The organism is Massilia sp. FBCC-B171, from assembly GCF_059134155.1.
The window spans coordinates 449956-476124 of record NZ_CP101443.1; the positions used below are offsets into that span (position 1 = coordinate 449956).

A 26169-nucleotide genomic window follows, 5' to 3' on the forward strand; every position below is an offset into this window, starting at 1 on the left:
CGTCAGCCAGCTTCGCGCTTGTAGGAAGCCGAGCTGTAATCCGAGCCGGAACTGGAAGCAGAACGCGGCGCCGGATCGACTGAATCCGCGACCGAATCCGCCCCTGCGCCGGTGTCCTCGCCACCGCGGTTGCGCGGTGCGCGGCGCGGCGGGCGCTTCTTCTTTTCACCGGCGACCGGGGCCGGACGGTTGGCTTGCGTTACCAGGCGGTCGCGCTCGTTCGCCTCGGCTTCGTAGAAGGCGGTCCACCATTCGCCGATTTCCATCTCCAGCTCGCCCGACTCGCAGCGCAGCAGCAGGAAGTCGTAGCCGGCGCGGAAGCGCGGATTTTCCAGCAATTTATACGGCGCCTTGCCGGTACGGCGCTCGAAGCGCGGCTGCATGGCCCAGATGTCGCGCATGTCGGTGGCGATGCGGCGCTGCAGGGCCAGGTTGTCGGTCTGGGTGTCGAGCACGTCGTCGGCGGCCAGGTGCAGGGCCGGGATCGGCGCTTCGCCGGCGGCGCGGTAGGCATTCCACTTTTCCAGCACCTGGTGCCACAGCAAGGAGGCGAACAGGAAGCCGGGCGACACGCCCTTGCCGGCTTTGACGCGCGAGTCGGTGGATTCGAGTGCGAGCGTCACGAACTTCATGCCGATCGGCTGTTCCAGCACGACGTCGAGCAGCGGCAGCAGGCCGTGGTGCAGGCCGGCCGAACGCAGCTCTTTCAGGCAGGCCAGGGCGTGACCCGAGAGCAGCAGTTTGAGCATCTCGTCGAACACGCGCGCGGCCGGCACGTTGTCGATCAAGGGGGCCATCACGGGGATCGGCGCGCGCGTGGTCGGCTCGATGGTAAAGCCGAGCTTGGCGGCGAAACGCACCACGCGCAGCATGCGCACCGGATCTTCGCGGTAGCGCGCTTCCGGCACGCCGATGATGCGCAGGGTTTTTTCGCGGATGTCGGCGATGCCGCCGTGGTAATCGAGCACCGTCTGGTTGGCCGGATCGTAGTACATCGCGTTGATCGTGAAATCGCGGCGCTCCGCATCCTCGTGCTGGGGACCGAAATTATTGTCGCGCAGGACGCGCCCGTGTTCGTCTTTCGGGGCGTTGTTGCTGCCCTTGCCGCGGAAGGTCGTCACTTCCAGCAGCTCCTGGCCGAACATCACGTGCACAATTTGAAAACGGCGGCCGATGATGAAGGCGCGCCGGAACAGCTTTTTTACCTGCTCGGGCGTCGCATCGGTGGCGATGTCGAAGTCTTTCGGTTTCACGCCCAGCAGCAGGTCGCGCACGGCGCCGCCGACGACAAAGGCTTTGAAACCGGCTTCCTGCAGGGTTTGCGTCAGGCGGATCGCGTTCGGCGACACGAGTTTCAGGTCGATGCCGTGTTCCTCCGCGCCGAGGATGCTCGGCTGGGTGGGATCGCGCTCGTCTTTCACGCCAAGGATTTTACGAATGAATTTTTTAATCATTGAAGAGATGGAGTAAAGGCCAGCCTTGGGTGCGTGCGTGCGTGGCGAGCGCTGCGCTCGGGTTGGTCGCGACCGGATCGGACACGACCGACAGCAGCGGAATGTCGTTGTGTGAATCGCTGTAAAAATAACTGCGCTCGAAGCTGTCGAACGACAGCCCCAGTTCCGCCAGCCAGGCATGCATGTGCACGACCTTGCCCGGCCCCGAGGTGGGCGTGCCGGCCAGCCTGCCGGTCAGGCGGCCGTCGGCATCGTATTCGGGCATGGCGGCGATATGGTGTTCGACGCCGAAAATACGGGCGATCGGCGCGGTAAGGTAGTGGTTGGTGGCGGTGATGATCGCCACCAGGTGGCCGGCGTCCAGGTGGCGCTGCACCAGCGCCCGCGCTTGCGGCAGGACCGCCGGCTCGATCACTTCTTCCAGGTAGCGCGCGTACAGGTCATCGAGCGCGTCCGGCGTGAAGCCCGCCAGCGTGGCGAGCGCGAATTCAAGGTATTCGACGGGGTCGAGCACGCCTGCCTGGTATTGAGCGAAGAATTCGTCATTGCGGCGCGCGTATTCCAGCGCGTCGACCGCCCCGACGCGCACCAGGAACTGGCCCCACTCGTAGTCCGAGTCGATCGGCAGCAAGGTATGGTCGAGGTCAAACAGGGCGAGCTTGTTCATTGTTTACTTGTTCATTGTTTGATGTCGGCTGCGTCGATTCCGATTGGGGATGTGCCAGCAGCAGGTCGCGTAGCAGCGGCAGCGTGACCGGGCGCTGCGTCTCCAGCGAGTACTGGTCGAGGGCGTCGAGCATCGTCGCCAGCGAGCGCATGTCGCGCTTGAAATGGGACAGCAAGTAGGGTAACACGCTGGCCGACAGGGTCAGGCCGCGCGCTTCGGCCGCCTGGGTCAGCGCTGCGATCTTCTGGTCGTCCGACAGGCCGTGGATCAGGTAGATCAGGCCCCAGCCCATGCGTGTCCTGAGGTCTTCGCGCACCGGCAGCACGGCCGGCGGCACCGGGCCGGTCGAGACCATGTAGGCGCCGTGTTCGCGGATTTGATTGAACAAGGCAAACGCGTCGATCTGGGCGGCGGGGCCGAGGCGGTCGCAGTCGTCCAGCAAATACAGTGTGATGCCTGGCGTAAACACGAAATCGGCGGCCGGCGCATCGGCGGCGATGTAGCGCGAGTGCGGGGTGGCGGCCAGGGCTTGCAGCAGATGGGTCTTGCCGGCGCCGGTATCGCCCCACAGGTAGGCGAAATGCTCGCGCGATGCGCGCTGCGCGAACTGGTGCATCAGGTGCGCCAGTTCGGCATTTTCCCCGACCTGGAAGGTATCGAGGCTGTGCGCCGGCTCGGCGCCTAAATCGAGCACCAGTTGTTTCATGGCGACCGTGTCATCCTGGAAGTTTCATTCGCATCATGCATTATAGATGCGCTTGCGCCAGTACCGCCGGGAGCGCCGGCGCGGGGGCCGGCAAGATGAGCTCCGGATGGCGGGAATGAGGGCATGTTTTTATTGTTATCTCGGGTTAGCGCGTGGTTGGCAACTTGGGGCCGGGCCGTTTTGTTAGAATAGCGGATTGACTGGAATCAGCGATTGTTCAGTCTACGCCTTCTATTTTACCGCCTCCGCCGCCAAATACCATGAGCCAACCATCTAATGTTTCTCTCTCTTACCGTGACGCAGGTGTCGACATCGACGCCGGCGACGCCTTGGTCGAAGCAATCAAACCGTTTGCCAAGCGCACCATGCGGGAAGGGGTCCTCGGCGGCATCGGCGGTTTTGGCGGCCTGTTTGAGATCAGCAAGAAGTTCAAGGAGCCGGTGCTGGTGTCCGGCACCGACGGCGTCGGCACGAAACTCAAGCTCGCATTCGAGCTGAACCGCCACGACACGGTCGGCATCGACCTGGTCGCGATGAGCGTCAACGACATCCTGGTGCAGGGCGCCGAACCCCTGTTCTTCCTCGATTACTTTGCCTGCGGCAAGCTCGACGTGGCGACCGCCACTGCCGTGGTCAAGGGCATCGCCCTGGGCTGCGAACAGTCCGGCTGCGCCCTGCTCGGCGGCGAGACCGCTGAAATGCCGGGCATGTACCCGGACGGCGAATACGACCTGGCCGGCTTCGCCGTCGGCGCGGTGGAAAAGTCGCAGATCATCGACGGCAGCAAGATCGTTCCCGGCGACGTGGTGCTGGGCCTGGCCTCCTCGGGTATCCACTCGAACGGCTACTCGCTGGTGCGCAAGATCATCGAGGTCGCCAAGCCTGACCTGGAAGCGGATTTCCATGGCCGCAAGCTGTCGGACGTGCTGATGGCGCCGACCCGCCTCTACGTAAAACCACTGCTGGCGCTGATGGCCTCGATGGAAGTCAAGGGCCTGGTCCACATCACCGGCGGCGGCCTGGTCGAAAACCTCCCGCGCGTGCTGCAGGACAACCTGACCGCCGTACTCGACGGCAAGTCGTGGACGATGCCGCCGCTGTTCCAGTGGCTGCAGCAGCACGGCGGCGTGGCCGACCACGAGATGCACCGCGTCTTCAACTGCGGTATCGGCATGACCGTGATTATTTCGAAAGAAAACGCGGATGCGGCCATGGCCCAGCTTGCCGCGGCGGGCGAGACCGTGTACCGCATCGGCGAGATCCGTGCGCGCGAAGAGGGACAGGCGCAGACCGTGGTGCTGTAAGCACCACGCTGCAATTACGAAAGGCGCCCGCGGGGCGCCTTTTTCGTTTGCAGCGCCGTTGTTTAACGCGCCAAAATCTTCTCCACCCGCGCCCCGCGCAAGCGGAAGGCATCCGGCATGCGCGAACCGAGCAGCGGTCGCAAATACAGGCGGAAGGCGTCGGTGACGTCGGTGCCGCTCTCGCTGATGAATTCGTCTTCCATGGTGCGCGTTTTACCGGCGACCTGGTCGAGCGGCAGCAGTTCGTAGTCGACCGAGTAAAAACCGGTGCGCCGGATCACCACCGAGCCGTCGGCGTCGCCCCACATCGCGAACTGCACCGCCTTTTCGCCGACTTCGCGTGCTTCGCGCTGGTCGACGTCCGACACGCAGCCGATGAAGGAGCGTTGCAGGTAGCCGAAGGTGTCGCCGCGCACGCGCTTGATGCCGATTCGGGCCTTGATTTCCTCGCACAGCAGATCCGCCAGGGCGCCGGTGCCGGACAGTTGCACGTTGCCATGCGCATCCTTTTCAATTTCCTTGGCCAGCAGCGTGACGATCGGCTCGCCGGCGGCGTCGTGCACGCCCTCGGAGACGGCAATCACGCAGCGTCCATGGCGTTCGTAAGTCGCCTTCACGTCCGCCAGGAAGCGCTCCGGCTCGAACACGCGCTCGGGCAAATAGATCAGGTGCGGGCCGTCGTCGGGAAATTTTTTACCCAGGGCAGAGGCAGCAGTAAGAAAACCCGCATGCCGCCCCATCACCACGCCGACATACACGCCGGGCAGGGCGGCGTTGTCGAGATTGGCGCCGGCAAAGGCCTGGGCCACGAAACGCGCCGCCGAGGGAAAGCCCGGCGTGTGGTCGTTGCCGACCAGGTCGTTGTCGATGGTTTTCGGAATATGGATGGAGCGCAGCGGGTAGCCGGCGGCGCGCGCTTCCTGGCTGACGATGCGTACGGTGTCGGCCGAATCGTTGCCGCCGATGTAGAAGAAATGTTCGATCTCGTGGGCGCGCAAGACCTCGAAGATGCGCCCGCAATAGGCCATGTCCGGCTTGTCGCGGGTGGAGCCGAGGGCGGAGGACGGCGTGGCCGCGACCAGCTCGAGGTTGTGGCTGGTTTCCTGGGTCAGGTCGAGGAAGTCTTCGTTGACGATGCCGCGCACGCCGTGCAGGGCGCCGTAGATGCGGTTGACGTTCCGGAAGCGCCGCGCCTCCAGGGTCACCCCGACCATCGACTGGTTGATAACGGCGGTCGGACCGCCTCCTTGTGCAACGAGGATTTTGCCAGATGACATACAGCCTCCTTCACGCATGGCCCTTCAGGATAGCACCGGCATCCGGGCGCATCCATGCATGTCGGATAACGTCGCGCTTATGTGACTCCGGTGCTACTCCGGCGCCCGGATGTAGTCGACCAAGCCATCGCTGCCGCGTGCCGGCGGCGCCGTCAGCAGGCTGACCACGATGATCGCCAGCAGGCCCGCCGGGACGCCGAAGATACCGGCCGACATCGGCGCGATCTCGAACCAGGCGGCATCCATCTGGCCGCCCAGCATCGGGTGCACGCGGATCATGTAGTAGAAGCAGACCAGGAAGCCAACTACCATGCCGGCGATCGCCCCGGCGTGGTTGGCGCGCTTCCAGAACACGCCCAGCACCAGCGGCGGAAATAAAGTAGAAGCAGCGAGCGAAAAGGCGGCGCCCACCAAAGACAGGATGTCGGCCGGCTTTTGCGAGGCGGCATAGGCGGCAATGAAAGCCACGGCCAGCAGCAGCAATTTGGAAATCGTCACCCGCTTCTGGGTCGAGGCGCCCGGGTCGACCAGCTTGTAATAGATGTCGTGCGAGAGGGCATTCGAAATGGCCAGCAACAGGCCATCGGCAGTGGACAGGGCCGCCGCCAGGCCGCCGGCCGCCACCAGGCCTGAAATCACATACGGCAAGCCGCCGATTTCGGGCGTGGCCAGCACCAGCACGTCGCCGTCGATCGCAATTTCCGCCAGCTGCACCAGGCCGTCGCCGTTGATGTCGACGACTTGAATCAAGGGATTCACCTTGTCGATATTTCCCCAATAGGAAATCCAGGTCGGCAGGGACGAAAAATCGCTGCCGACCAGGCTCGTATAGATGTCGTATTTGGCCAGCACGGCCAGCGCCGGAATGCTCAAGTAAATGAGCAGGATGAAGAACAGGGTCCAGAACACCGAGACCCGGGTTTCGTGCACCGAGGGCGTGGTATAGGAGCGCATCAGGATATGCGGCAGGGCGGCGGTGCCGAACATCAGGCAGAACACGAGCGCCAAAAAGTTGTTGCGGCGCGCATTCGATTCCGCTTCGGTGGCGCCGGGGAAGGGCGTGGCATGCGGCTGCGGCGGTTGGGCCCGCGCGAGCAGGCGCGCGCGCTGCTCGCGCCACAGGGTTTCGGCGTCGTCCGCGGTCTTCGGGTAGGCGGCCAGGGCGCGCTCGGCGCTGCGCACGTCGGCCAGCGAGACATTGCGCAGGCGCGCCGTGTCGAGCCGGCGCTGAGCGTCGATCTTGCCCTGGTCCCAGGAGGCGGGCAGCCTGGCGAGGCGCTCGCCATAGGCGTCGGCTTGCTTCTGGAAGGTCGCCCGCACTTCGCGCTCGCGCGGGTCCGCCGCCAGCTGCGCTTCGCGCTGGGCCAGCTTCGGCAGCACCGAGCCGTAGGCGACCTGCGGCACGGGATTGTCGGCATGCTTGGCCGACAGCCACATGGTCGGGAGCAGGAAAGCGACCAGGATGATGATGTACTGCGCCACTTGCGTCCAGGTGATGCCGCGCATGCCGCCGAGGAAAGAGCAGACCAGGATGCTGGCCAGCCCCAGGAAAATGCCGACCGAGAAATCGACGCCGGTAAAGCGCGACGCGATCAGCCCGACCGCATAGATTTGCGCCACCACGTAGACGAAGGAGACGATGATGGTCGCGCTGACTGCCAGTGCGCGCACCGGCCCGCCGCGCCCGCCCGCGCCGCCGCCATAGCGCACGGCCAGGAAGTCGGGAATCGTGTACTGGGCGAACTTGCGCAGATAAGGCGCGATCAGCAAAGCGACCAGGCAATAGCCGCCGGTCCAGCCCATGATGTAGGCGAGGGCGTCGAAGCCGGAGAGATACAGGCCGCCCGCCAGGCTGATGAAGCTGGCCGCCGAAATCCAGTCGGCGGCGGTCGCCATGCCGTTGAACATGGACGGTACGCGCCGTCCTGCGACGTAATATTCAGTGACGTTCGAGGTGCGGCTCACCACGCCGATGGTGGCGTACAGCACGATGGTGGCGAACATGAACAGGTGCCCGATCCACAGGCGCGGCATGCCTTCGTTTTCGAGGATGGTCAGGGCCAGCAGGAAGCCGGCGAAGCAGACGCAGAACCAGGCGTAGTAGCCGGACAGGCGCCGGAAATACCGTTTAGAACCGCTCACGCCTGCTCCTCCAGCGCACGCGCATTGAGGCGGTCGAGCCGGCGCATGCGCCATGCATAGACGCCGATGATCGCCAGGCAGATCAGGGAAGCACCCTGCGCCGCCATGTAGAACGACAGCGGCCAGCCGAACACCGTGACGTGCGCCAGTTCGCGCGCAAAGAACACGGTGCAAAAGCCGGTCGCCAGCCACAGCGCCAGCAGCACGAAGGTCAGGCGGCGGGTCTGGCGCCAGTGCACGGCGCGCGCGGCGATCAGGCGGCGCTGGCGCTGCAGGTCGGGTTCAGGCGGAGGCGCGGGGGCTGCGGGTTCAGGTGGCATCGATGGCGTCGTTGACAGGTGGCGGGAAGGTCAGCCGGAACAGGCTGCCCGGGTATTTGGCCGAATGGCTGCGCGGATTATTGAAAATGTCGACTTCGGCGCCGTGCTGCTGCGCGATCTCGCGCACGATCGCCAGCCCCAGGCCGCTGCCGCTCGCACTCGAGCCGAGGATGCGGTAAAAGCGCTCGAACACGTGGGCACGCTCGTGCGGGGCGATGCCGGGGCCGGTGTCCTCGACTTCGAGCAGCGCGTAGTCCCCGTCGCGCCGCACCCGTACCGTGACGCTGCCGCCCGCCGGGGTGTAGCGCAGCGCATTGTCGATCAGGTTCGACAGCAGTTCGCGCAGCATCAGGGTATTGCCGGCGATGGTCACGTCGTCGTCCTGGGCTTCGTAGCCAAGGTCGATGCGCTGGGCGAAGGACGCCTGCACCCAGTCCTGCACCACCCCGCGCGCCAGCGTCGCCAGGTCGATTTCCTCGAAGGCCAGGCCCGCATGCGGCTGGTTTTCCGCGCGCGCCAGGGCCAGCAGCTGGTTCACCAGGCGCGTCGCTGATTCCGAACTCTTGGCCAGTTGTTCGAGCGAACGGTGGATTTCGTCCGGGTCGAGCTGGCGCAGGGCCAGCTCGGATTGCATGCGCATCCCGGCCAGCGGCGTCTTCATCTGGTGCGCGGCGTCGGCAATGAAACGCTTCTGCATGTCGATGGTCTGCGAGAGCCGGCCCAGCATGTCGTTCAGCGAGCCGACCAGGGGAGAAATTTCTTCGGGCACCTGGCGCGAATCGATGGGAGAAAGGTCGTCCGAGGAGCGCGCGCGGATCCGCTCCTGCAACTCCGCCAGGGGCGAGAGCCCCCTCGAGAGGGCGAACCAGACCAGGGCCAGGATGATCGGCAGGATGATGAACTGAGGCAGGATCACGCCCTTGATGATCTCGTTGGCGAGCAGGGCGCGCTTTTCCAGCGTTTCCGCCACCTGCACCAGGGCCTTGCGCGCAAACGCCGGCGAGCTGCTGCCGGGCGGCGCCAGCGGGTCGAGGTTGATGTACAGGTAGGCCACGCGCAGCGGATTGCCGTGCAGGGCGGCATTGCGGAAGTGGACGGCGCCATCCTTGTCGGCCTCGTCGTCGCGCGGGCGCGGCAGTTCGCGGTCGCCGTCGACGTGGCGCCCGGCGGCGTCCAGCACCTGAAAATACACGCTGTCGATGTCGTCGGCGCGCAGGATGTCGCGCGCGCTGCCCGGCAGGCGTGTATTGATCACCCCGTTCTCTTCGCGCACCTGCTGGGCCAGCACCGTGACCCGGTCTTCCAGCGCATGGTCGAAGGGTTGATTCGCAATCGATTTCGCCACCAGGTAGGTGATCGCAATGCTCATCGGCCACAGCAGCAGCAAGGGCGCCAGCATCCAGTCGAGGATTTCGCCGAACAGCGAATGCTGGATGTTTTCTTCCGGCTCGGGGTTGGGCGGGACGTAGAGCGGCTCGGGCTCGAGCGCGTCCAGGGCGCTGGCGCGATCCTGCTCGTGATCCTGCTCGTCTTCCTTCTCCTGCTGCTTCACTTGTGCTCGGCGCTCTGCTCGCTGCCGGCGCGCGCGGCGTCGGAATATTTTTCCAGGCAATAGCCGAGCCCGCGCACGGTGGCGATGCGCACCCCGCCGACTTCGATCTTCTTGCGCAGTCGGTGCACGTAGACCTCGATGGCGTTGTTCGACACCTCTTCGCCCCATTCGCACAAATGGTCGACCAATTGCTCCTTCGACACCAGGCGCCCGGTACGGGCCAGCAGGATTTCGAGCAGTCCCAGTTCGCGCGCGGAGAGGTCGAGCATCTGTTCGTTGATGTAGGCGCTGCGCCCGACCTGGTCGTAGACCAGCGGGCCGTGGCGGATCACGGTGGGGCCGCCGCCGGCCCCGCGCCGGGTGAGGGCGCGCACCCGCGCCTCGAGCTCGGACAGGGCGAAGGGCTTGGCCATGTAGTCGTCGGCGCCCAGGTCGAGCCCCTCGACGCGCTGCTCGACCGAATCGGCCGCGGTGAGAATGAGCACCGGCAGCAGCGAGGAGCGCGCGCGCAGGCGGCGCAGCACTTCCAGGCCCGACATCTTGGGCAGCCCGAGGTCGAGAATGAGGAGGTCGAATTCCTGGGTGGAGAGGGCCGTGTCGGCGTCCTGTCCGTTGCGTACGTCATCGATCGCATAGCCGGACTGGCGCAAGGAGCGTGTCAGCCCATCCGCCAGTACGCTATCATCTTCAGCAAGCAAAATTCGCATAAGATCACCCTGTTATCAATTAGACCTCCCGGCCGTCCTCATTGTGTTTGATTTGGCGCAACAATGCGAGCTTCTTCAACGGTTGGGGCAAAAACGCGCTTGCCAAAACCACTGGATTTATATACAGTAGTACCCTTGCAAAGCGTGAGGGTGCCCACACCTTGGTACCTCCAAGACTGAGAGAAAATTATGGACGACAAGAAAGTAGTACACAACGCTGCTGAAAAAAGCAAAGCGCTGGCCGCCGCCCTCGCGCAAATCGAAAAGCAGTTCGGCAAGGGTTCGGTCATGCGCATGGACGCGAACACCCCTGTCGAAGAGGTGCAGACCGTCTCGACCGGCTCGCTGGGCCTGGACATCGCCCTCGGCGTCGGCGGCTTGCCGCGCGGCCGTATCGTGGAAATCTACGGTCCGGAATCGTCGGGTAAAACCACGCTGACGCTGCAGACCATCGCACAAATGCAAAAGCTGGGCGGCACCTGCGCCTTCATCGACGCGGAGCACGCGCTGGACGTGGGTTACGCGCAAAAGCTGGGCATCAAGCTCGACGAGCTGCTGATCTCCCAGCCTGACACCGGCGAGCAGGCGCTCGAAATCACCGACGCCCTGGTGCGTTCGGGTTCGGTCGACCTCGTGGTCATCGACTCGGTGGCGGCACTGACGCCACGCGCCGAGATCGAAGGCGACATGGGCGATTCGCTGCCAGGTCTCCAGGCACGTCTGATGTCGCAGGCACTGCGCAAGCTGACCGCCTCGATCAACCGTACCAACACCCTGGTCATCTTCATCAACCAGATCCGCATGAAGATCGGCGTGATGTTCGGTAGCCCGGAAACCACGACCGGCGGTAACGCGCTGAAGTTCTACGCCTCCGTGCGCCTGGACATCCGCCGTACCGGTTCGATCAAGTCGGGTGACGAGGTGATCGGTAACGAAACCAAGGTCAAGGTCGTCAAAAACAAAATCGCGCCGCCGTTCCGCGAAGCGCACTTCGACATTCTTTATGGAGAAGGCACGTCCCGCGAAGGCGAAATCCTCGATCTTGGCGCCGACAACAAGATCGTGGAGAAGTCCGGCTCCTGGTACAGCTATAACGGCGAACGTATCGGCCAGGGCAAGGACAACGCACGCCAGTTCCTGAGGGATCGCCCAGCGCTGGCGCGTGAAATCGAGAACAAGGTGCGTGCGGCGCTGGGCGTGCGGGAACTGCCGCCACCGCTCGGTGGCGATGCGGAAGACAAGGCGCCGAAGCTGAAAGCCGTGTCGGAGTAATCGGCCGGGGCTGACCCTGGTCGGCTCCATCCGGTGGTTCCTAGTACCATGCGTGCACCTGTACTGAGTTTGAAAGGCCGGGCCCTGCGCTTTCTCTCCATGAGGGAGCACAGCAGGCTCGAGCTCAAGCGCAAACTGGCGCGCCATGCCGAGGAGGGCGACGACCTCGACGCCCTCCTTGATTTTTTAGAGAAGAACAATTGGCTGTCGCAGGAGCGCTTCGCCGAATCGCTCATCAACCGTAAGGCGGCGCGCTTCGGCAACAGCCGTGTCTTCGCCGAGCTGCAAAGCCATGGCGTGACCGGCGAGGCACTCGCCGAGCTCAAGCCCGGCCTGGCTGAAAGCGAAACCGCGCGTGCCGTCGAAGTCTGGCAGCGCAAGTTCGGCACAGTCGCGCAAGACGCGGCCGAGCGTAGCAAGCAGATGCGTTTTCTCATGGCCCGCGGCTTTTCCAGCGGCGCCGTGCGCGCTGCCCTCAAGGGCGCGCCCGAAGAGGACGACGAGTTCTAAGAGCCTGGCTCTGATACTCGCCGTCGGGCCTGTCCCGGCAAGGTAACAACCACCATCACGATGATCCAGGCGCCAGCGCGGAGCGCCATTCGCCGATATGCGTCCGCATATTCTTCAACGACGGATGGCGCTGCGCGCTGGCGCTTGCTGCGCCTAAATTATTGTCATTATGAAAACACTGTTCATCCTTACGTCGCTGCTTGTCCTCACCGCCTGCGCCCGCGGCCCTGTCGAACCGACCGGGACCTACCGGCTCGGCACGGCCGATAAAACGATGGAACTGGACGTGCGGGCCAGCGGCGATTATGTGCTCCAGATCGACGGCCCGGACAGCATGACCGATGAAATCCGCGGGAGATGGGAAGCGGAGCGCGGCGGCGAGATCGACATCACCTTCCACGGCCTGGTCTGGCGCGGAACCGTGCCCGAAGCCGGCCAGGGCCTCTGGCTCGCGGCCTTCGAGCGCAATGGCGGGATCTGCCTCGATGGCGAGGGCACCGTGTGCTTTTCGAAGGACAGCGAAGGCTAAACTTGCCCCGGCCGGCAGGGCCGCAGTCCCTCATTTGCGCTGCGCGCGTCAAACATTGGCAAGCTTGCCACCTTTCCCTGGCCTAGGGCCTGGAACCGGACCGCTTCCCCCCATGTTGCAGTGCAACCTGCCCCGGCGTGTGCTAAACTTTCACGGTTTTAGCAGCGCCGCATGAGCGGTTGTTGCCGCAGAAGCTGCGGTAACGTGCATCAGCACACCGGCTGCCACCTTGATTGCCGCCTTCACGGCACCGTTTTTTTATGCCTCTGTCATCTCCCGCCCCGCGTTCACTGCGGCATACTCGCGCCATTACCGTCGAAGCGTACGCGCGCGACGATGGCCTGTGGGATCTTGACGCGCGTATTCGCGACATCAAGGCACAAGACATCGTTCTCGCCTCCGGCAACCGTCCGGCGGGCACGGCCGTGCACGACCTGAGCCTGCGCATTACCATCAACACGGACCTTGAGATTGTCGACGCCGAAGCTGCGTCCGACTCGGTGCCGTATCCAGGGTATTGCGATGTGATCGGGCCGGCGTACAAGAAATTGATCGGGCTGTCGCTCGCCAAGCATTTCCGGCTGCACCTGAAAGACCGCTTCTCCGGCGTGCTCGGCTGCACTCACCTGACCGAACTGGCGCAGGTTTTGCCCACCGCGGCAATCCAGGCCTTCGCCGATGACGAATTCGAGACACGCAACGCCGCCAACGCTGGCGACGCTGTGCGTCCGTATGAAATCGACCGCTGCCACGCGCTGCGCGCCGACGGCCCCGCTGTGGCAAAGTATTACCCACGCTGGGTAATCAAGGCCGTACAGGGTTGAGACCGATGTCGAAGTACCTTAATTAACCTATCTAATCAGTAACATAAGAAGGGAAGCCAGCATGAAAATCCATGAGTATCAGGGCAAAGAAATCCTCCGAAAGTTCGGAGTGACGGTTCCGCGCGGCATTCCGTGCATGTCGGTCGACGAGGCCGTCAAGGCAGCTGAAGAGCTGGGCGGCCCGGTATGGGTGGTCAAGGCCCAGATCCATGCTGGCGGCCGTGGCAAAGGCGGCGGCGTGAAAGTGGCCAAGTCGCTGGAACAAGTCCGCGAATACGCGGAGCAGATCATGGGCATGCAGCTCATCACGCACCAGACTGGCCCAGAAGGCCAGAAAGTGCGTCGCCTGCTGGTCGAAGAAGGCGCCGACATCAAGAAAGAACTGTACGTCTCGATGGTCACCGACCGCGTCTCGCAGCGCGTCGTGCTGATGGCCTCGTCGGAAGGCGGCATGGACATCGAAGAAGTCGCACACAGCAACCCGGAAAAAATCCACTCGATCGCGATCGACCCATCGGTCGGCCTGACCGACGCCGAAGCGGACGAGATCTCGACCAAGATCGGCGTGCCTGCCGAATCGCTGGCCGACGCCCGCACCCAGCTGAAGGGCCTGTACAAGGCGTACTGGGAAACCGACGCATCGCTGGCCGAAATCAACCCGCTGATCCTGACCGGTTCGGGCAAGGTCATCGCCCTCGACGCGAAGTTCAACTTCGATTCGAACGCGCTGTTCCGCCAGCCGGAAATCGTCGCCTACCGCGACCTGGACGAAGAAGATCCAGCCGAAGTCGAAGCATCGAAGTTCGACCTGGCCTACATTTCGCTCGACGGCAACATCGGCTGCCTGGTGAACGGCGCGGGTCTTGCCATGGCCACCATGGACACCATCAAGCTGTTCGGCGGCGAGCCGGCCAACTTCCTGGACGTGGGCGGCGGTGCGACGGCTGAGAAAGTCACCGAAGCATTCAAGATCATGCTGAAGAACCCTGGCCTGAAAGCCATCCTGGTCAACATCTTCGGCGGCATCATGCGTTGCGACGTCATCGCCGAAGGCGTGATCACCGCATCGAAAGCAGTCTCGCTGCAGGTTCCGCTGGTCGTGCGCATGAAGGGCACGAACGAAGACCTGGGCAAGAAGATGCTGGCCGACTCCGGTCTGCCGATCATCGCCGCCGATACGATGGAAGATGCAGCCAAGGCCGTCGTCGCCGCTGCAGCTGGTAAAGCCTAATTCAAGGAATAAACAAATGTCGATCCTGATCAACAAAGATACTAAAGTCATCACCCAGGGTATCACCGGCAAGACCGGTCAGTTCCATACCCGCATGTGCCGCGACTACGCGAACGGCAAAGAAGCATTCGTCGCCGGCGTGAACCCGAAGAAGGCCGGTGAAGACTTCGAAGGCATCCCGATCTACGCTACCGTATCGGATGCAAAAGCCGCTACCGGCGCCAACGTGTCGGTCATCTACGTGCCGCCTGCAGGCGCGGCTGCCGCCATCTGGGAAGCTGTCGAAGCCGACCTGGACCTGGCAATCTGCATCACCGAAGGCATTCCTGTCCGTGACATGATGGCCCTCAAGGACCGCATGGCCAAAGCCGGCTCGAAGACTCTGCTGCTGGGTCCTAACTGCCCAGGCCTGATCACCCCGGACGAAATCAAGATCGGCATCATGCCGGGTCACATCCACCGCAAGGGCCGCATTGGCGTCGTCTCGCGTTCGGGCACCCTGACCTATGAAGCAGTCGGCCAGCTGACCGCACTGGGCCTGGGCCAGTCGTCGGCAGTCGGCATCGGCGGCGACCCGATCAACGGTCTGAAGCACATCGACGTCATGAAGATGTTCAACGACGATCCTGATACCGACGCGGTCATCATGATCGGCGAAATCGGCGGTCCGGACGAAGGCAATGCGGCCTACTGGATCAAAGACAACATGAAGAAGCCAGTCGTTTGCTTCATCGCCGGTGTCACCGCTCCTCCAGGCAAGCGCATGGGCCACGCCGGCGCGCTGATCTCGGGCGGCGCAGATACCGCGCAAGCCAAGCTGGACATCATGGAAGAGTGCGGAATCAAGGCCACCAAGAACCCATCGGAAATGGCGCGCCTGCTGAAGGCCATGCTGTAAGCCTGATTTGTTCTAGCTGGACCAGAGAGGAGCCTGCGGGCTCCTCTTTTTATTTCCGGGACCCGCGGGAATTGTTTCCGTATGGACAGAAAATGCACCATGGGTGACAAATTTTGTCAGTTCTGCAGCGGAACTGACGCGTTTCGTCAGTATTGTTGCATGAAAACTACTAAAAACAGGGGTAAACGGGCTGGCACGGCGCTTGCAATAAGGAGTACGTGGCACGAAGCAATACCAAACAAACACCCCAACACATTACCCCCTGGAGATCCACCATGAAATCGATGAAAATTGTTAAAAAAGCACAAGCCGGCTTCACCCTGATCGAACTGATGATCGTTGTTGCCATCATCGGCATCCTGGCCGCTGTCGCCATCCCTAACTACCAGAATTACACCGCCAAGTCGAAGTTCGGTGCTGCGCTGTCGGAAGTGTCGGCTGGTAAAGTGGGCTTCGACACCCGCCTGAACGATGGCGAAACCGTCGGCTCCGCGACCGATGTCGGACTGTCGGCTAACAAAACCTCGAACTGCACGTTTGGTGCGACCGCAAGCACGCTGACCTGCACGATTGAAGCAGGTCCAACCGGCGTGAAGGGCGAGATGATCACCCTGACCCGCGACGCCGCCGGCGCCTGGGCCTGCACTGCGCCGAAGATCAAGCAAAAACTGATCGGCGCAGAAGGCATCTGCACTGGCGACAAAACCTGATACTGGTAACACGTAGCAGCCAAGAAACCCCGCTTCGGCGGGGTTTTTGTTTTTGGCTGAGCTAGCGCAATCGCGCATCCAGGCTCACGGTTATCGTTCCGGTCTGCTCAATCTCACCGGAGGATCACTATGTTATGTAGGAAATTTCTCAAGAGTACGCAAGCCGGTTTTACCCTGGTCGAACTGATGATCGTGGTGGCCATCATCGGCATCCTGGCAACGGTCGCCATGCCTGCCTACCAGGACTACATGGCGAAATCGAAGTTCGGTGTGGCGCTGGCTGAAGTCGCGGCCGGCAAGGTCGGTATGGACACCAGGCTGATCGACGGCGACACCGTCGCCAAACCGGAAGACGTCGGCCTGGCCGCGGCCGACCAGCCCACCGCCAACTGCAAGTTCGGCGCGGTCGGCGGCCCCGAGGCCACCAATCTCACCTGCCAGATCGTCGCCGGTCCGACGAGCGTCAAGGACCAGACCATCACCCTGACGCGCGACATGGCCACCGGCGCCTGGAGCTGCGCTGCCGCTACCGTCCCGCAAAAGCTGATCGGACCCGCCGGCGTGTGCAAGGGCAAGGCTTGAAGAGCGCTCCCGAAAAGACAAAACCCCGCACTGGCGGGGTTTTTTATTCGGACATCAACAGAAGGCTCTTAAACGATTTTCTGGCGATCGGCCAGCAGCGCTTCATACGTCATGTTCTGCAGGAGCGTGTAGTGCCCAGGATCGAGGTCGATGAACTGCATGCCGTAGGTGAACAGGTCGCTGTCGTCCGGCGCCTTGGTCACGCTCACGTTGCGAATCGCCGCGCGCGCCCCGATGTGGACTTCCTGGTCGTCGGGCGGCGCCTTGAGCGAGAACTGCAGCGCGATTTGCTGCTCGTCGCTCGGCAGGCGGCTCGGCGAAGTCACGAGCGCGCCACTGACGGACAGAATCACGATGGTGCAGGCCAGTGCCTTGCCATGGGTCCCGTTGCCAGTCAGGTGAGCCGGCAGGTCGACCTTGACCCGCATCGCCGTGCGCAGGCTGGTGCCCTGCACCGAGGTCGGGAAGGACACGTGCACATAGAACAAGGGACGGCCGAATACGCGTTCGACCGTGCAGGCGAATGAGCATACCTTGATGCCGGAAAACACGCGGATCGTCAGGCGCTCGCCTTCGGCCAGGGCGATCGGAGAACCGCTTTCCATCGGGATCTTGAGGATGATGTACTCATCCTTGATATAGCCGATCAGGCTCGAGAAATGCTGGACAGGCTTGATGCGGCGATGCGTGATGAGCTGCAAGCGTGTACCGACCTGGATATTCATGGTCTCGAAATCGATGTCCTCGGGTTTGAGCTCGTTTGCCTGTCCGGACTGCATGCTGTTCATGGTGAGGAAGTGGGCCGACAGGCCGGGAGAGGGCTGTATTTTACCATTGCATTTAGTGTTGCCGAGGCAACAGATTTGCTAAATACAATGAAAAAGCCCGTGATGACACGGGCTTGTCCAGGTTTTCTGAGCGCCAGATCAATAATTCAATGCTTCAGGTGCTGATCCAGCCAGCCGATCACCGTGTGGTGCCAGAGCAGCGAGTTGGCCGGCTTGAGTACCCAGTGATTCTCGTCCGGGAAGACCAGCAGCTTGCTCTCGATCCCCTTGCGTTGCAGCGCGGTGAAGGTCGATAAAGCCTGCGCGGTCGGGATGCGGAAATCGAGGTCGCCCTGGATCACGAGCATCGGCGTCTTCCACTTGTTCACATGGTGCACCGGGTTGAAACGCTCGTGCTGCTGCGGCACGGCGAAATAAGGGCCGCCGTTTTCCCAGTCGGTGAACCATTGTTCCTCGGTCGAATAAGCCATGCCGCGCGTATCGAACACGCCATCGTGGTTGACGATGCATTTGAACTCGTTCGACCAGTTACCCTCGATCCAGTTCATCATGTAGCCGCCGTAGGAGGCGCCCAGTGCGCAGCTGCGCCCGCGGTCCAGCCACGGGAATTTCTTCACCGCCGCAGCCAGGCCTTTTTGCAGGTCGACCAGGGGTTTGCCGCCCCAGTCGCCGCTGATGGAGTCGGTGAACTTCTGGCCGTAGCCGGTCGAGCCGTGGAAATCGATGAACACGGCCGCATAACCTGCGCCGGCATACACCTGCGGGTTCCAGCGGTAGCTCCAGGCATTGCCGAAGCTGCCCTGCGGGCCGCCGTGGACCAGGAAGGCGATCGGATACTTCGCGCCCGGCGTGGCGTTCCACGGCTTCATGACATAGCCGTACACCGTGTCGCCATTCGCGCCGGCAAACGAGAACTGCTCGAATTCGCCGAAGCGCACGTCGGCCAGCTTGTCGGCATTGTTATTGGTCAGCTGTTTCGGCGCGGCACCGGCCAGCGGCGTCGTGAACAGCTGGGCCGGCGAGTTCAGGGTGGCGAGGGTGTAGGCAATGGTGTCGCGGCGCATATCAAAACCGCCGATCGAACCCTTGTCCGTCAGCGGCGCGACCTTGCCGCTGGCAACGTCGATCGAGAACAGGCGATGCTGGCCGACGTCTTCGGCGTCCACCACCAGGGTTTTCCCGTCCGCGCTCCACTGCAGGGCGCCGGCGGAGCGGTCCCAGTTCGCTGCCAGCTTGCGCTGCTTGCCGGTGGCGACATCCATCAGCATGATCTGGAAACGGTCGGCTTCGAAGCCGGGACGCGCCATCGCCAGGTAAGCCAGGGTCTGGCCGTCGGGCGAGAACACGCCCTTGGTGTCCCAGGCCGGATTGGCCGCGGTCAGGTTGCGCGGCGCGGCGCCGCCCACTGCCGGCACGCTGTACAGGTCGAAATTGGTCGACCAGGCTTCGGTCTTGCCGGCGATGCGCGCCGAAAAGACGATGCTCTTGCCGTCCGGGCTGAAGCGGTATTCTTCGCGGTCGCCAAAGGGTTTCGAAGGCACGTCGCCGTCGAGCGAACCGGACAGGCTGACGGGCGCGGCGCTCACGCGGCCATTCGCGTCCAGCGGCGCCGAGAACAGCACCGCATTGCGGCCATCGGCCCAGGTATCCCAATGGCGCACGAACAGGCGGTCGTAGACGCGTCCGCTGGCCTTGTTCTTGGCCTGCGCATCCATCCGGTCCTTGGTGCAGGCGAGATCGGCGCAGTCGCGGAACACCGCCAGGCTGAAGGCAATGCGTTCACCCGTCGGCGAGACGCGGAAATTGTCGACGTCGAGCGGCAGGTTGGTCACCTGCACCGGCTCGCCACCGGCGGCGGCCTGGCGCCAGACCTGGGAACTGCCGGAACGGGTCGACAGGAAATAGACGGCGTCGCCCGAGGGTGACCACTCGGGATCGGTGCTGCTGCTGTCGTGGTTGTTCAGGGCGGCGGGCGCGGCAGCCCCTTTCATATCCGCGATCCACAGGCTGGTATGGCCCCGGTTCTTGCCCAGGTCGGTGCGGCGCACTGTGTAGACGACGCGGCTGGCATCCGGCGACACGGCCGGGCTGCCGACGCGTTCCAGGTTGACCAGGTCTTCCACCGTGAATCCGCGCGGCGCGGCAAGGGCGGTGGAAGCGGCCAGGGTTGCCACAGCGGCGCCCAGCATCAGCAAACGTAATTTCATTGAATCCTCGTCAGACGTATAGGAAAGTCCCGCGTGCAAGGGAGGTGCGGAAAGGCAGCAATTTACCATGCGGAATGGGTAAGGCAAGCACCTGCTCGGCCCTTGTCTTTACAGATAGCCAAGCGATCAACCGAGGAGTAGACTCGATGGTGCGCCGCAGCATTCGGCGTTCCCGCGGTTTCCCGTCATTTACGAGGAGAGCACCATGTCAACACCGAACCCCTACCCGAACATTGCATTCCCGATCGTCACAAGCGGCCCGTTTTTCGATACCTGGACCAAGGTCGGCGGCCTGTACAGGGACGCGATGCAGGCCAATACCCAGCAGTTGCTGCAGAGCTCGGCGAGCATCATCCAGGAGCACACGCTGCGCGCTTTCATCGCCGCATCGAAGGCCTGCAGCGACGCGCTGGCGAAGAATGCGGTCGCCGTGCAGCAGCAGTCGATGGTGCGCTTCACCGATGCGAACCAGAAGGCGGTGGGGGTGATGGGCCAGGCGATTACGCAGGCGTGGCTGGGAAGCCTGCAGCCGGCGAAATAAACCTGGTGGCCTGGACGCCTGCCTGCACGCCAGCCGTCCAGTCCTCGCTCTTGCCCCATGCTTCTCCAGCACCCGCGCATTGGTCATGATCATCCCTCGGTCCACCGCCTCGCACATGTCGTATTTCCCATCTCGACGCCGGTGTTCGAAGCCGCCGCCACCTCGGGCGGGATACCGCCTGGTTTTATTTCATCGACTTGCGCAGTTCGCTGAGTGCTTCCTGGCTCACCCTGAGGACGCCTTCCTGCGAGCGGTCCAGGTCCGCGATTAACACGATCACTACCGAAAACGTGACGGCGACAGCGATGATGACGAGCGAGCGGGTCGTGCCTGTCAGGCCGGAGTGATAACCCATCGCGGCGAAAGAAAAGATGGATATTCCGTAAAGCGCCGCCCAGATGGCAAAAGGAATACGATTGCGCACGGCGGCCGTCAGGCGTTTGGTATGCAGGTCGATCACCTCGTTGAGCGATTGAACGAACAGGCCGACAATGATCGAATTGGGATGTTTTACTGCAATAGGAACCGTCAGTTGCCACAGCCGTTTTTGCAGCTCCTCTGATCGGCGAATCCCTTCCGCCAGCTTGTCCGGCACGACCGCTTCGACGCGAACGTCGACATACGTGCGAAGCAAGGCCCGAATTTCATCGCGCCGTTCGGGAAGCATCTCGGCGCGCAAATAGGTCGTCCCGACAGCGTTGGCCTCATCGACCAGAAGCTGCCGCTTGGTATCGTAGCGCGTCGCCGCCAGTCCAAACGTAAATCCGAGAATGAAGGCCAGCAACCCGAGCGTGGCGGCGACCATTTCGCCGACCGGGGTTTCCATTTCATGCGCACGGCGCGCGCGGAGCCGTCCCACGCGAAAGCCAACTTCGCCCGACAACAAGACGATCAGGATAACGCCGATCAACAGAGCCCACAGAGGAACAATGTCGAGGAGTTCAGTGTTTTGCATGGTCGCCTCCCGGCACCGCGCCAGCAACGCGGGGGGCGCGGCTGGCGCTAATTGCAGACTGATTCTGCCACCGATCGCCTGTCTTGCTGCTGTTTTCCGCACCCGCGGCGCGCTTGTCGCGGTGCCGCTTCAACCACGTCGACCAATCACCGATCGATATCCGTACTCCAGTCCCCGCTCTTGCCGCCGTGCTTCTCCAGCACTCGCACATTGGTCATCACCATCCCGCGGTCCACCGCCTTGCACATGTCGTAAATCGTCAGCAGTCCGATCTGCACGGCGGTGAGCGCTTCCATTTCGACCCCGGTTTTTCCACGCAGTTCGACCTGGGCGCGGCAGTGGACGCTGGAAGCGGCGGCGTCGACCTCGAAATCGACCGCCACGCGCGTGAGCGCCAGCGGGTGGCACAGGGGAATGAGGTCGCTGGTGCGCTTGGCAGCCATGATGGCGGCGATGCGGGCGATGCCGAGCACGTCGCCTTTTTTTGCCGTGCCGGACTCGATCAGGGCCAGGGTTTCCGGTTTCATGCGGATGGTGCCGGCGGCGACGGCCACGCGGTGGGTCTCGTCCTTGGCGCCGACGTCGACCATGTGGGCCTGGCCGGTGGAATCGAAATGGGTCAGGCCGTCTGGGCCGGGCGTCGGGGCGGGGTGCGTCATGGTGGTGTCGGTATGCCTGGGTAAGAAAGTGTTTCAGGCTGCGGCAGCGCGCCTGTAGATGCGGTTATCATAGCATCGTGAACTCGACCTCCCACCCCGCAATGCCGCCTGCCCGCGCCCGGCGGCGCCGTTCGTTTGCCGTCCTGCTCGTGTCGGCCGTGCTTGGCGCGGCCCCTGCGCTGGCGGGCGACCAGCCCTTCAGCCAGCAGTCCAATGCAACGCGCCTGCCGACCCTGGGCGATACCTCGCGCGAGGACCTGTCGCCGATCGTCGAGCGTAAGCTGGGCGAGGAGATCATGCGCGAGATCCGGCGCGACCGCAATTATCTCGACGACGATGCGATCGGCGAATACCTGAACAATTTCGGCGGCGCCCTGGTCGACGCCGTGCCCGGAACGCGCGGCGAAACGGGGGCCGACTTCACGTTTTTCCCGGTGCGCGACGGGGCGATCAACGCCTTTGCGCTGCCGGGTGGCTTCATCGGCATTCATTCTGGCCTGCTGCTCGCGGCCCAGAGCGAGTCGGAACTGGCCTCGGTCGTCTCGCACGAAATCGGCCACGTCTCGCAGCGCCACATCGCGCGCATGCTCGGCCAGCAGCGCCAGGACATGTTACTGCCGCTGGCCTCGTTCATCCTTGCCGCGCTGGCGGCCAAGGCCAGTCCGGATGCCGCCATGGGCGTGCTGATGGGCGGGCAGGGCCTGGCCATGCAGCGCCAGCTGAACTTCAGCCGCGACGCCGAGCGCGAAGCGGACCGGGTCGGCTTCCAGATCATGGGCGCCGGCGGGTATGACACCTCGGGCATGGTGGCCTTCTTCAAGCGTTTGCAAAGCGCGAGCAAGATCTATGGCGAGATTCCCGCCTTCCTCAGCAGCCACCCGCTGACGAGCGAGCGGATCGTCGACATCCAGGCGCGCATCAAGGAAACGCCTTACCGCCAGCGTCCGGACTCGATCGAATTCCATCTCGCCAAGGCGCGCGCGCGGGTGCTGCAGGACATGGGCACGACGGCGCGCCGCGATACGCGCACCACCTTCCAGTCGCAGCTGGCCCTGCAGCACCGCCACCAGCAGGCGGCGGCACAGTACGGGCTGTCCTTCCTGGCGCTGAAAGAAGGCGACCTTGCCGGCGCACGCAACTGGTTCGACAAGGCGCGCGCCACGATGCGCCCGAAGGAGGGCGCCTTCTCGGCCATGCCGGCGAGCGATGGCGGCGCCATGTTCGCCGTGCTCGACCTCGACATCAAGCTCGCGCCCGGCCAGCCGAAGGAAGTCGTGCAGCAAGCCTTGAAGGATGCCGCCGAGGCCGCTAGCCGCTATCCGCTCTCGCGTGCACTGGCGCGCCAGTATGCCGATGCGATGATCAGCGCCGGCAAGCCGGACGAGGCGACCCGCTACCTGCGCGACCAGGTGCAACTTTACCGCCAGGATGGCAAGCTGTACGACCTGCTCGCGCGCGCCTATTCGAACCAGGGCAAGATCGCGCTGCAGCACATGGCGCTGGCCGAATCGTATGTGCTGGCCGGGGCCTTGCCGGCGGCGGTCGCCCAGCTCGATTTCGCGCGCAAGGCGAGCGATGTCTCGTTCTACGAACAGTCCGTGATCGATGCGCGCGAGCGCGAGCTCAAAGCGCGCCAGAAGGAAGAAAAAGAAGAAGAGAAGAGCAGGTAGCCATGCGTCCGGTCCTGTTGCCCATCAAGCTGACGCAGCAAGTGGCCGGCGCGACGGTCGAATACATCCTCGCCGGCAGCGGCCTACCCGCCGTGGTGCTGGTCAACGGCGCCGGTGGACCGGTCGAAGGCTGGTTCAAGGTGTTTGCCAGACTGGCCAGCAGCACGCGCACGCTCGGTTACAACCGGCCCGGCATCGATCACTCGAGTAAACCAGCGGTGCCGCAGACAGCCGCGGAAGCGGTCGAGGCGCTGCGCGACCTCCTCGATGCGCTGGCCGTGCCGCCGCCGTATGTCCTGGTCGGGCATTCGCTGGGCGGGCTGGTCGTCAACCTGTTTGCGCGCCTCTATCCGGACGCCGTCGCGGCCGTGGTAATGCTGGAAGCGACCGCGCCCGAGGATGTGCGCGTCTTGCCGCGCTACGAGAACGGAGTGCAGCGCTGGCTGAAACGTGCAAGCCGGCGCCTGCTGCCGCCCCATCCGTTCGACGAAACCGAGCACCTCGACGCCAGCCTGGCCGAGTTGGATGCGGCGCCGCCATTTCCTCCGATTCCCTTATTCGTCGTAAGCGGTGCGCGCCCGGCATTGGGCTGGGCCACGCCCCAGGCGCTGCTCGCGGCGCGCGCGCGGCATCAACAGTCCCTGGCGCGCCTGTCGCCGCTGGGCAAGCAGGTGACGGCATCGAGAAGCGGGCACTTCCCGCAATTTTCGGAGCCTGAACTCGTGTGCGCGACGATCCTTGACGCGGTGCGTGAAGCGATGGCGCGCTTGCGCCCGGCTCAGGCCTGATCGGGCGCCGGCGTGCGCACGTAGCCGAAGCGCTGCGGCAGCTCCTCGCGCACGACGCGTTCGGCCGGAATGGTGTTGCCGCGCCAGCGCAGGGCCAGCGTGCCGGCGCCGCCATCGAGCCAGCGCATCAGCGCGTCGTCGCTGGCCGGCTTGCCGTCCACTTCCAATGCGTCGAACAACTGGGCGGCGTCGCGGTCATCGACCTGGGCGACGATGTCGCCCGCCTGCAGGAGTACCACGCCCACCTCGGTGAGATACACGCGTTCGATATTTTCGAAGGGCGCACCGGTATGCAGCACCAGCCCGAGGGCCGGGTCGGTGCGCGCGACATAGGGCGCCGCTTCCAGGTTCACGTACACGCGCTGCGGGCCGTTCTGGAAATACCAGCGGCCGGCGTCGTCATGCCCGTAGTTGCGGTTGATAAAGCCGATCAGCGTTGCGTTGCTCAGCTTGTCGCCGGCGGCGTCGGCCTGCTGGGCCGCTTCGTCGCGCATGCGCCAGTTGCCGCGCGCGTCGAGCGCCAGCCAGCCGTAGCAGTGCGGTACGTTTGGCCACTTGGCCATTGCCTGTTTTACGATGTCATCCATAAGTGCCAGCTTCGCATAGTTCGGGCGGGTGGGGCGCGCCGCAGGTGTCGACCGTAGCGTCGAAGAAGGACAGGATGCGGCGCGGCAGCCAGTCGTTGCGTCCCGGGAAGGGGCCCGCCGGAAAGCCGGCGTGGCCGCCTTCGTCCGGATACTCGAGCGTCACGGCCTGCGAGGCGCTGCCCGGCAGATGGCGGCCCGGCAGGAAGGGATCGTTGCGCGCGTTCAGGACCAGGGTCGGCACGGTGATCTCGTGCAGCACGTGGCGCGCGCTGGCGCGGTGCCAGTAGTCGTCCGTGTCGCGGTAGCCGTGCAGCGGGGCGGTGACGACGTTGTCGAAGGCGTACAGGTCGCGCGCGGCAAGCAGGGCCGTCCGGTCGAACAGGCCGGGAAATTGTTCCAGCTTGGCCAGGCATTTCGGTTTCAGGGTCTGCAGGAACATGCGCGTATAAAGCATGTTGAAACCCGAGGACAGGGCTTCGCCGCCGCGCGCCAGGTCGAGCGGGGCGGAAATGGCGGCGGCAGCCGTGACGAAGCCGGCCTTGCTGCCGGATTCACCCAGCCAGCGCAGCAGGGCGTTGCCGCCCAGCGAGACCCCGGCCGCGAACAGCGGGCCCGAGCTGCGCGCACGCAGGCGCGCCATGATCCAGTCGACTTCCAGCGAGTCGCCCGAATGATAGAAGCGTGCCGTGCGGTTCGGTTCGCCCGAGCAGCCGCGAAAATGCGGCACCGCGCCCGACCAGCCGCGTTCGGCGAGCGCCGCCATCAGGCTGCGCGCGTAATGGCTGTTCGACGAACCTTCGAGGCCGTGGAACAGCACGACCAGCGGTTTGCCCGGCTCGCCGTCGACGAAATCGACGTCGACGAAGTCCTCGCCCAGGGTCGGATGCTGCACCTCCCAGCGCTCGCGCCGATAGACGACCGGCGGTTTATCGGCCAGCGTGGCGGGATAAATCGTTTGCAGGTGGCCGCCGGGCAGCCAGCGTGGAGCGCGATAAGTCATGGCCGATCGGCCGCTGTTATCAGTGGTGCTTGAAAGCCACGCCAGGGGCGAGGCGGTAGCGGGTGCCGCAGTAGGGGCACTTGGCTTCGCCGTCATGGTCGAAATCGAGGAAGACGCGCGGGTGCGACGACCACAGTGGCATGGCCGGGTTCGGGCAGTGGGCCGGCAGATCCTTGGCCTCGAGTTCCACCACAGGCATCGTCTTGTCAGTCATTCAAATTCTCCGGTACGCAAAGTTGGGCAAAGACAGGATTTTAACGGATAAGAGCGGGCAGTCGGGATCATCGGT

27 protein-coding genes and 1 pseudogene are annotated in these 26169 nt (G+C 63.8%); 13 read left to right on the forward strand and 15 right to left on the reverse strand.

What is annotated here, in order from left to right:
- Positions 1-2: 2 nt before the first annotated feature.
- From pcnB to hda, 3 genes are read right to left on the reverse strand one after another with little or no spacing between them, the layout of a single operon-like run.
- A complete protein-coding gene (pcnB, locus tag NMB41_RS02095; RefSeq protein WP_494380837.1) occupies positions 3-1454 on the reverse strand; it encodes a polynucleotide adenylyltransferase PcnB in 1452 nt (483 codons plus the stop codon).
- The gene (locus NMB41_RS02100; RefSeq protein WP_494380838.1) at positions 1447-2121 is read right to left on the reverse strand and encodes an HAD family hydrolase; all 675 of its coding nucleotides are present in this window, start codon (positions 2119-2121) and stop codon (positions 1447-1449) included. The genes pcnB and NMB41_RS02100 overlap by 8 nt, the downstream gene beginning before the upstream one ends.
- Positions 2099-2827, reverse strand: a complete 729-nt coding sequence (hda, locus tag NMB41_RS02105) for a DnaA regulatory inactivator Hda (protein ID WP_494380839.1) — start codon at positions 2825-2827, stop codon at positions 2099-2101. Before hda ends, NMB41_RS02100 begins: the two co-directional genes overlap by 23 nt.
- Positions 2828-3087: 260 nt before the next feature.
- On the opposite strand from hda, the gene purM reads away from it, so the two are divergent.
- A complete protein-coding gene (gene purM / locus NMB41_RS02110; protein ID WP_494380840.1) occupies positions 3088-4131 on the forward strand; it encodes a phosphoribosylformylglycinamidine cyclo-ligase in 1044 nt (347 codons plus the stop codon).
- A 62-nt stretch (positions 4132-4193) separates the two neighbouring features.
- Here the strand turns inward: purM and NMB41_RS02115 are convergent, their stop codons facing one another.
- The 5 genes from NMB41_RS02115 to NMB41_RS02135 form a co-directional block, all read right to left on the reverse strand.
- Complete coding sequence (locus NMB41_RS02115) at positions 4194-5408, reverse strand: 6-phosphofructokinase (RefSeq protein ID WP_494380841.1); 1215 nt, start codon at positions 5406-5408, stop codon at positions 4194-4196.
- A gap of 93 nt (positions 5409-5501) precedes the next feature.
- Complete coding sequence (locus NMB41_RS02120) at positions 5502-7550, reverse strand: sodium:solute symporter family protein (protein WP_494380842.1); 2049 nt, start codon at positions 7548-7550, stop codon at positions 5502-5504.
- Complete coding sequence (locus tag NMB41_RS02125) at positions 7547-7870, reverse strand: DUF4212 domain-containing protein (protein WP_494380843.1); 324 nt, start codon at positions 7868-7870, stop codon at positions 7547-7549. Before NMB41_RS02125 ends, NMB41_RS02120 begins: the two co-directional genes overlap by 4 nt.
- Positions 7860-9422 carry a sensor histidine kinase gene (locus NMB41_RS02130; protein ID WP_494380844.1) on the reverse strand — a complete coding sequence of 521 codons (1563 nt, stop codon included), beginning with the start codon at positions 9420-9422 and terminating at the stop codon, positions 7860-7862. The genes NMB41_RS02125 and NMB41_RS02130 overlap by 11 nt, the downstream gene beginning before the upstream one ends.
- The gene (locus NMB41_RS02135) at positions 9419-10129 is read right to left on the reverse strand and encodes a response regulator transcription factor (RefSeq protein WP_494380845.1); all 711 of its coding nucleotides are present in this window, start codon (positions 10127-10129) and stop codon (positions 9419-9421) included. Before NMB41_RS02135 ends, NMB41_RS02130 begins: the two co-directional genes overlap by 4 nt.
- A 189-nt stretch (positions 10130-10318) precedes the next feature.
- On the opposite strand from NMB41_RS02135, the gene recA reads away from it, so the two are divergent.
- The 9 genes and pseudogenes from recA to NMB41_RS02180 all read left to right on the forward strand — a co-directional run bounded on the left by recA (position 10319) and on the right by NMB41_RS02180 (position 16685).
- Positions 10319-11401, forward strand: coding sequence for a recombinase RecA (gene recA, locus NMB41_RS02140; RefSeq protein WP_494380846.1), 1083 nt, complete (start codon positions 10319-10321; stop codon positions 11399-11401).
- Positions 11402-11449: 48 nt separating this feature from the next.
- Positions 11450-11911, forward strand: a complete 462-nt coding sequence (gene recX / locus NMB41_RS02145; protein ID WP_494380847.1) for a recombination regulator RecX — start codon at positions 11450-11452, stop codon at positions 11909-11911.
- 169 nt (positions 11912-12080) lie between these two features.
- The gene (locus tag NMB41_RS02150) at positions 12081-12440 is read left to right on the forward strand and encodes a hypothetical protein (protein ID WP_494380848.1); all 360 of its coding nucleotides are present in this window, start codon (positions 12081-12083) and stop codon (positions 12438-12440) included.
- Positions 12441-12700: 260 nt separating this feature from the next.
- Positions 12701-13264 carry a DUF2889 domain-containing protein gene (locus NMB41_RS02155; protein ID WP_494380849.1) on the forward strand — a complete coding sequence of 188 codons (564 nt, stop codon included), beginning with the start codon at positions 12701-12703 and terminating at the stop codon, positions 13262-13264.
- A gap of 61 nt (positions 13265-13325) precedes the next feature.
- Positions 13326-14495 carry an ADP-forming succinate--CoA ligase subunit beta gene (sucC, locus tag NMB41_RS02160; protein WP_494380850.1) on the forward strand — a complete coding sequence of 390 codons (1170 nt, stop codon included), beginning with the start codon at positions 13326-13328 and terminating at the stop codon, positions 14493-14495.
- A gap of 16 nt (positions 14496-14511) precedes the next feature.
- Positions 14512-15393: a succinate--CoA ligase subunit alpha gene (gene sucD / locus NMB41_RS02165; protein ID WP_494380851.1), complete on the forward strand. Its 882-nt coding sequence runs from the start codon at positions 14512-14514 to the stop codon at positions 15391-15393.
- A 275-nt stretch (positions 15394-15668) separates the two neighbouring features.
- A pseudogene (locus tag NMB41_RS02170) lies at positions 15669-15801 on the forward strand (pilin); the annotation flags it as partial.
- A 14-nt stretch (positions 15802-15815) separates the two neighbouring features.
- A complete protein-coding gene (locus NMB41_RS02175) occupies positions 15816-16103 on the forward strand; it encodes a pilin (RefSeq protein ID WP_494382920.1) in 288 nt (95 codons plus the stop codon).
- 129 nt (positions 16104-16232) lie between these two features.
- On the forward strand, positions 16233-16685 hold the full coding sequence (locus NMB41_RS02180; protein WP_494380852.1) for a pilin: 453 nt from the start codon (positions 16233-16235) through the stop codon (positions 16683-16685).
- Positions 16686-16753: 68 nt separating this feature from the next.
- Here NMB41_RS02180 and NMB41_RS02185 read toward each other — a convergent pair whose 3' ends face one another.
- Both NMB41_RS02185 and NMB41_RS02190 read right to left on the reverse strand, forming a co-directional pair.
- Entirely contained in the window at positions 16754-17473 is a 720-nt protein-coding gene (locus tag NMB41_RS02185; RefSeq protein ID WP_494380853.1) for a flagellar brake protein, read from the reverse strand.
- A gap of 146 nt (positions 17474-17619) precedes the next feature.
- The gene (locus tag NMB41_RS02190; RefSeq protein ID WP_494380854.1) at positions 17620-19680 is read right to left on the reverse strand and encodes a S9 family peptidase; all 2061 of its coding nucleotides are present in this window, start codon (positions 19678-19680) and stop codon (positions 17620-17622) included.
- Positions 19681-19885: 205 nt separating this feature from the next.
- Between NMB41_RS02190 and NMB41_RS02195 the strand changes: the two genes are divergently transcribed.
- A complete protein-coding gene (locus NMB41_RS02195; RefSeq protein WP_494380855.1) occupies positions 19886-20221 on the forward strand; it encodes a hypothetical protein in 336 nt (111 codons plus the stop codon).
- 184 nt (positions 20222-20405) lie between these two features.
- Here the strand turns inward: NMB41_RS02195 and NMB41_RS02200 are convergent, their stop codons facing one another.
- Complete coding sequence (locus tag NMB41_RS02200) at positions 20406-21176, reverse strand: bestrophin-like domain (RefSeq protein ID WP_494380856.1); 771 nt, start codon at positions 21174-21176, stop codon at positions 20406-20408.
- A gap of 146 nt (positions 21177-21322) precedes the next feature.
- Positions 21323-21835 carry a cyclic pyranopterin monophosphate synthase MoaC gene (gene moaC / locus NMB41_RS02205; protein WP_494380857.1) on the reverse strand — a complete coding sequence of 171 codons (513 nt, stop codon included), beginning with the start codon at positions 21833-21835 and terminating at the stop codon, positions 21323-21325.
- Positions 21836-21936: 101 nt separating this feature from the next.
- On the opposite strand from moaC, the gene NMB41_RS02210 reads away from it, so the two are divergent.
- Both NMB41_RS02210 and NMB41_RS02215 read left to right on the forward strand, forming a co-directional pair.
- Positions 21937-23505 carry a beta-barrel assembly-enhancing protease gene (locus tag NMB41_RS02210; RefSeq protein WP_494382921.1) on the forward strand — a complete coding sequence of 523 codons (1569 nt, stop codon included), beginning with the start codon at positions 21937-21939 and terminating at the stop codon, positions 23503-23505.
- Positions 23506-23507: 2 nt separating this feature from the next.
- Entirely contained in the window at positions 23508-24293 is a 786-nt protein-coding gene (locus NMB41_RS02215) for an alpha/beta fold hydrolase (RefSeq protein ID WP_494380858.1), read from the forward strand.
- Here the strand turns inward: NMB41_RS02215 and NMB41_RS02220 are convergent.
- The 3 genes from NMB41_RS02220 to NMB41_RS02230 are packed head-to-tail and all read right to left on the reverse strand — an operon-like array spanning position 24284 to position 26094.
- A complete protein-coding gene (locus NMB41_RS02220) occupies positions 24284-24880 on the reverse strand; it encodes a DUF2946 family protein (protein WP_494380859.1) in 597 nt (198 codons plus the stop codon). The genes NMB41_RS02215 and NMB41_RS02220 overlap by 10 nt on opposite strands.
- Positions 24873-25976, reverse strand: a complete 1104-nt coding sequence (locus tag NMB41_RS02225) for a YheT family hydrolase (RefSeq protein ID WP_494380860.1) — start codon at positions 25974-25976, stop codon at positions 24873-24875. The genes NMB41_RS02220 and NMB41_RS02225 overlap by 8 nt, the downstream gene beginning before the upstream one ends.
- Positions 25900-26094 carry a zinc-finger domain-containing protein gene (locus NMB41_RS02230; RefSeq protein WP_193688200.1) on the reverse strand — a complete coding sequence of 65 codons (195 nt, stop codon included), beginning with the start codon at positions 26092-26094 and terminating at the stop codon, positions 25900-25902. The genes NMB41_RS02225 and NMB41_RS02230 overlap by 77 nt, the downstream gene beginning before the upstream one ends.
- Positions 26095-26169 lie beyond the last annotated feature (75 nt).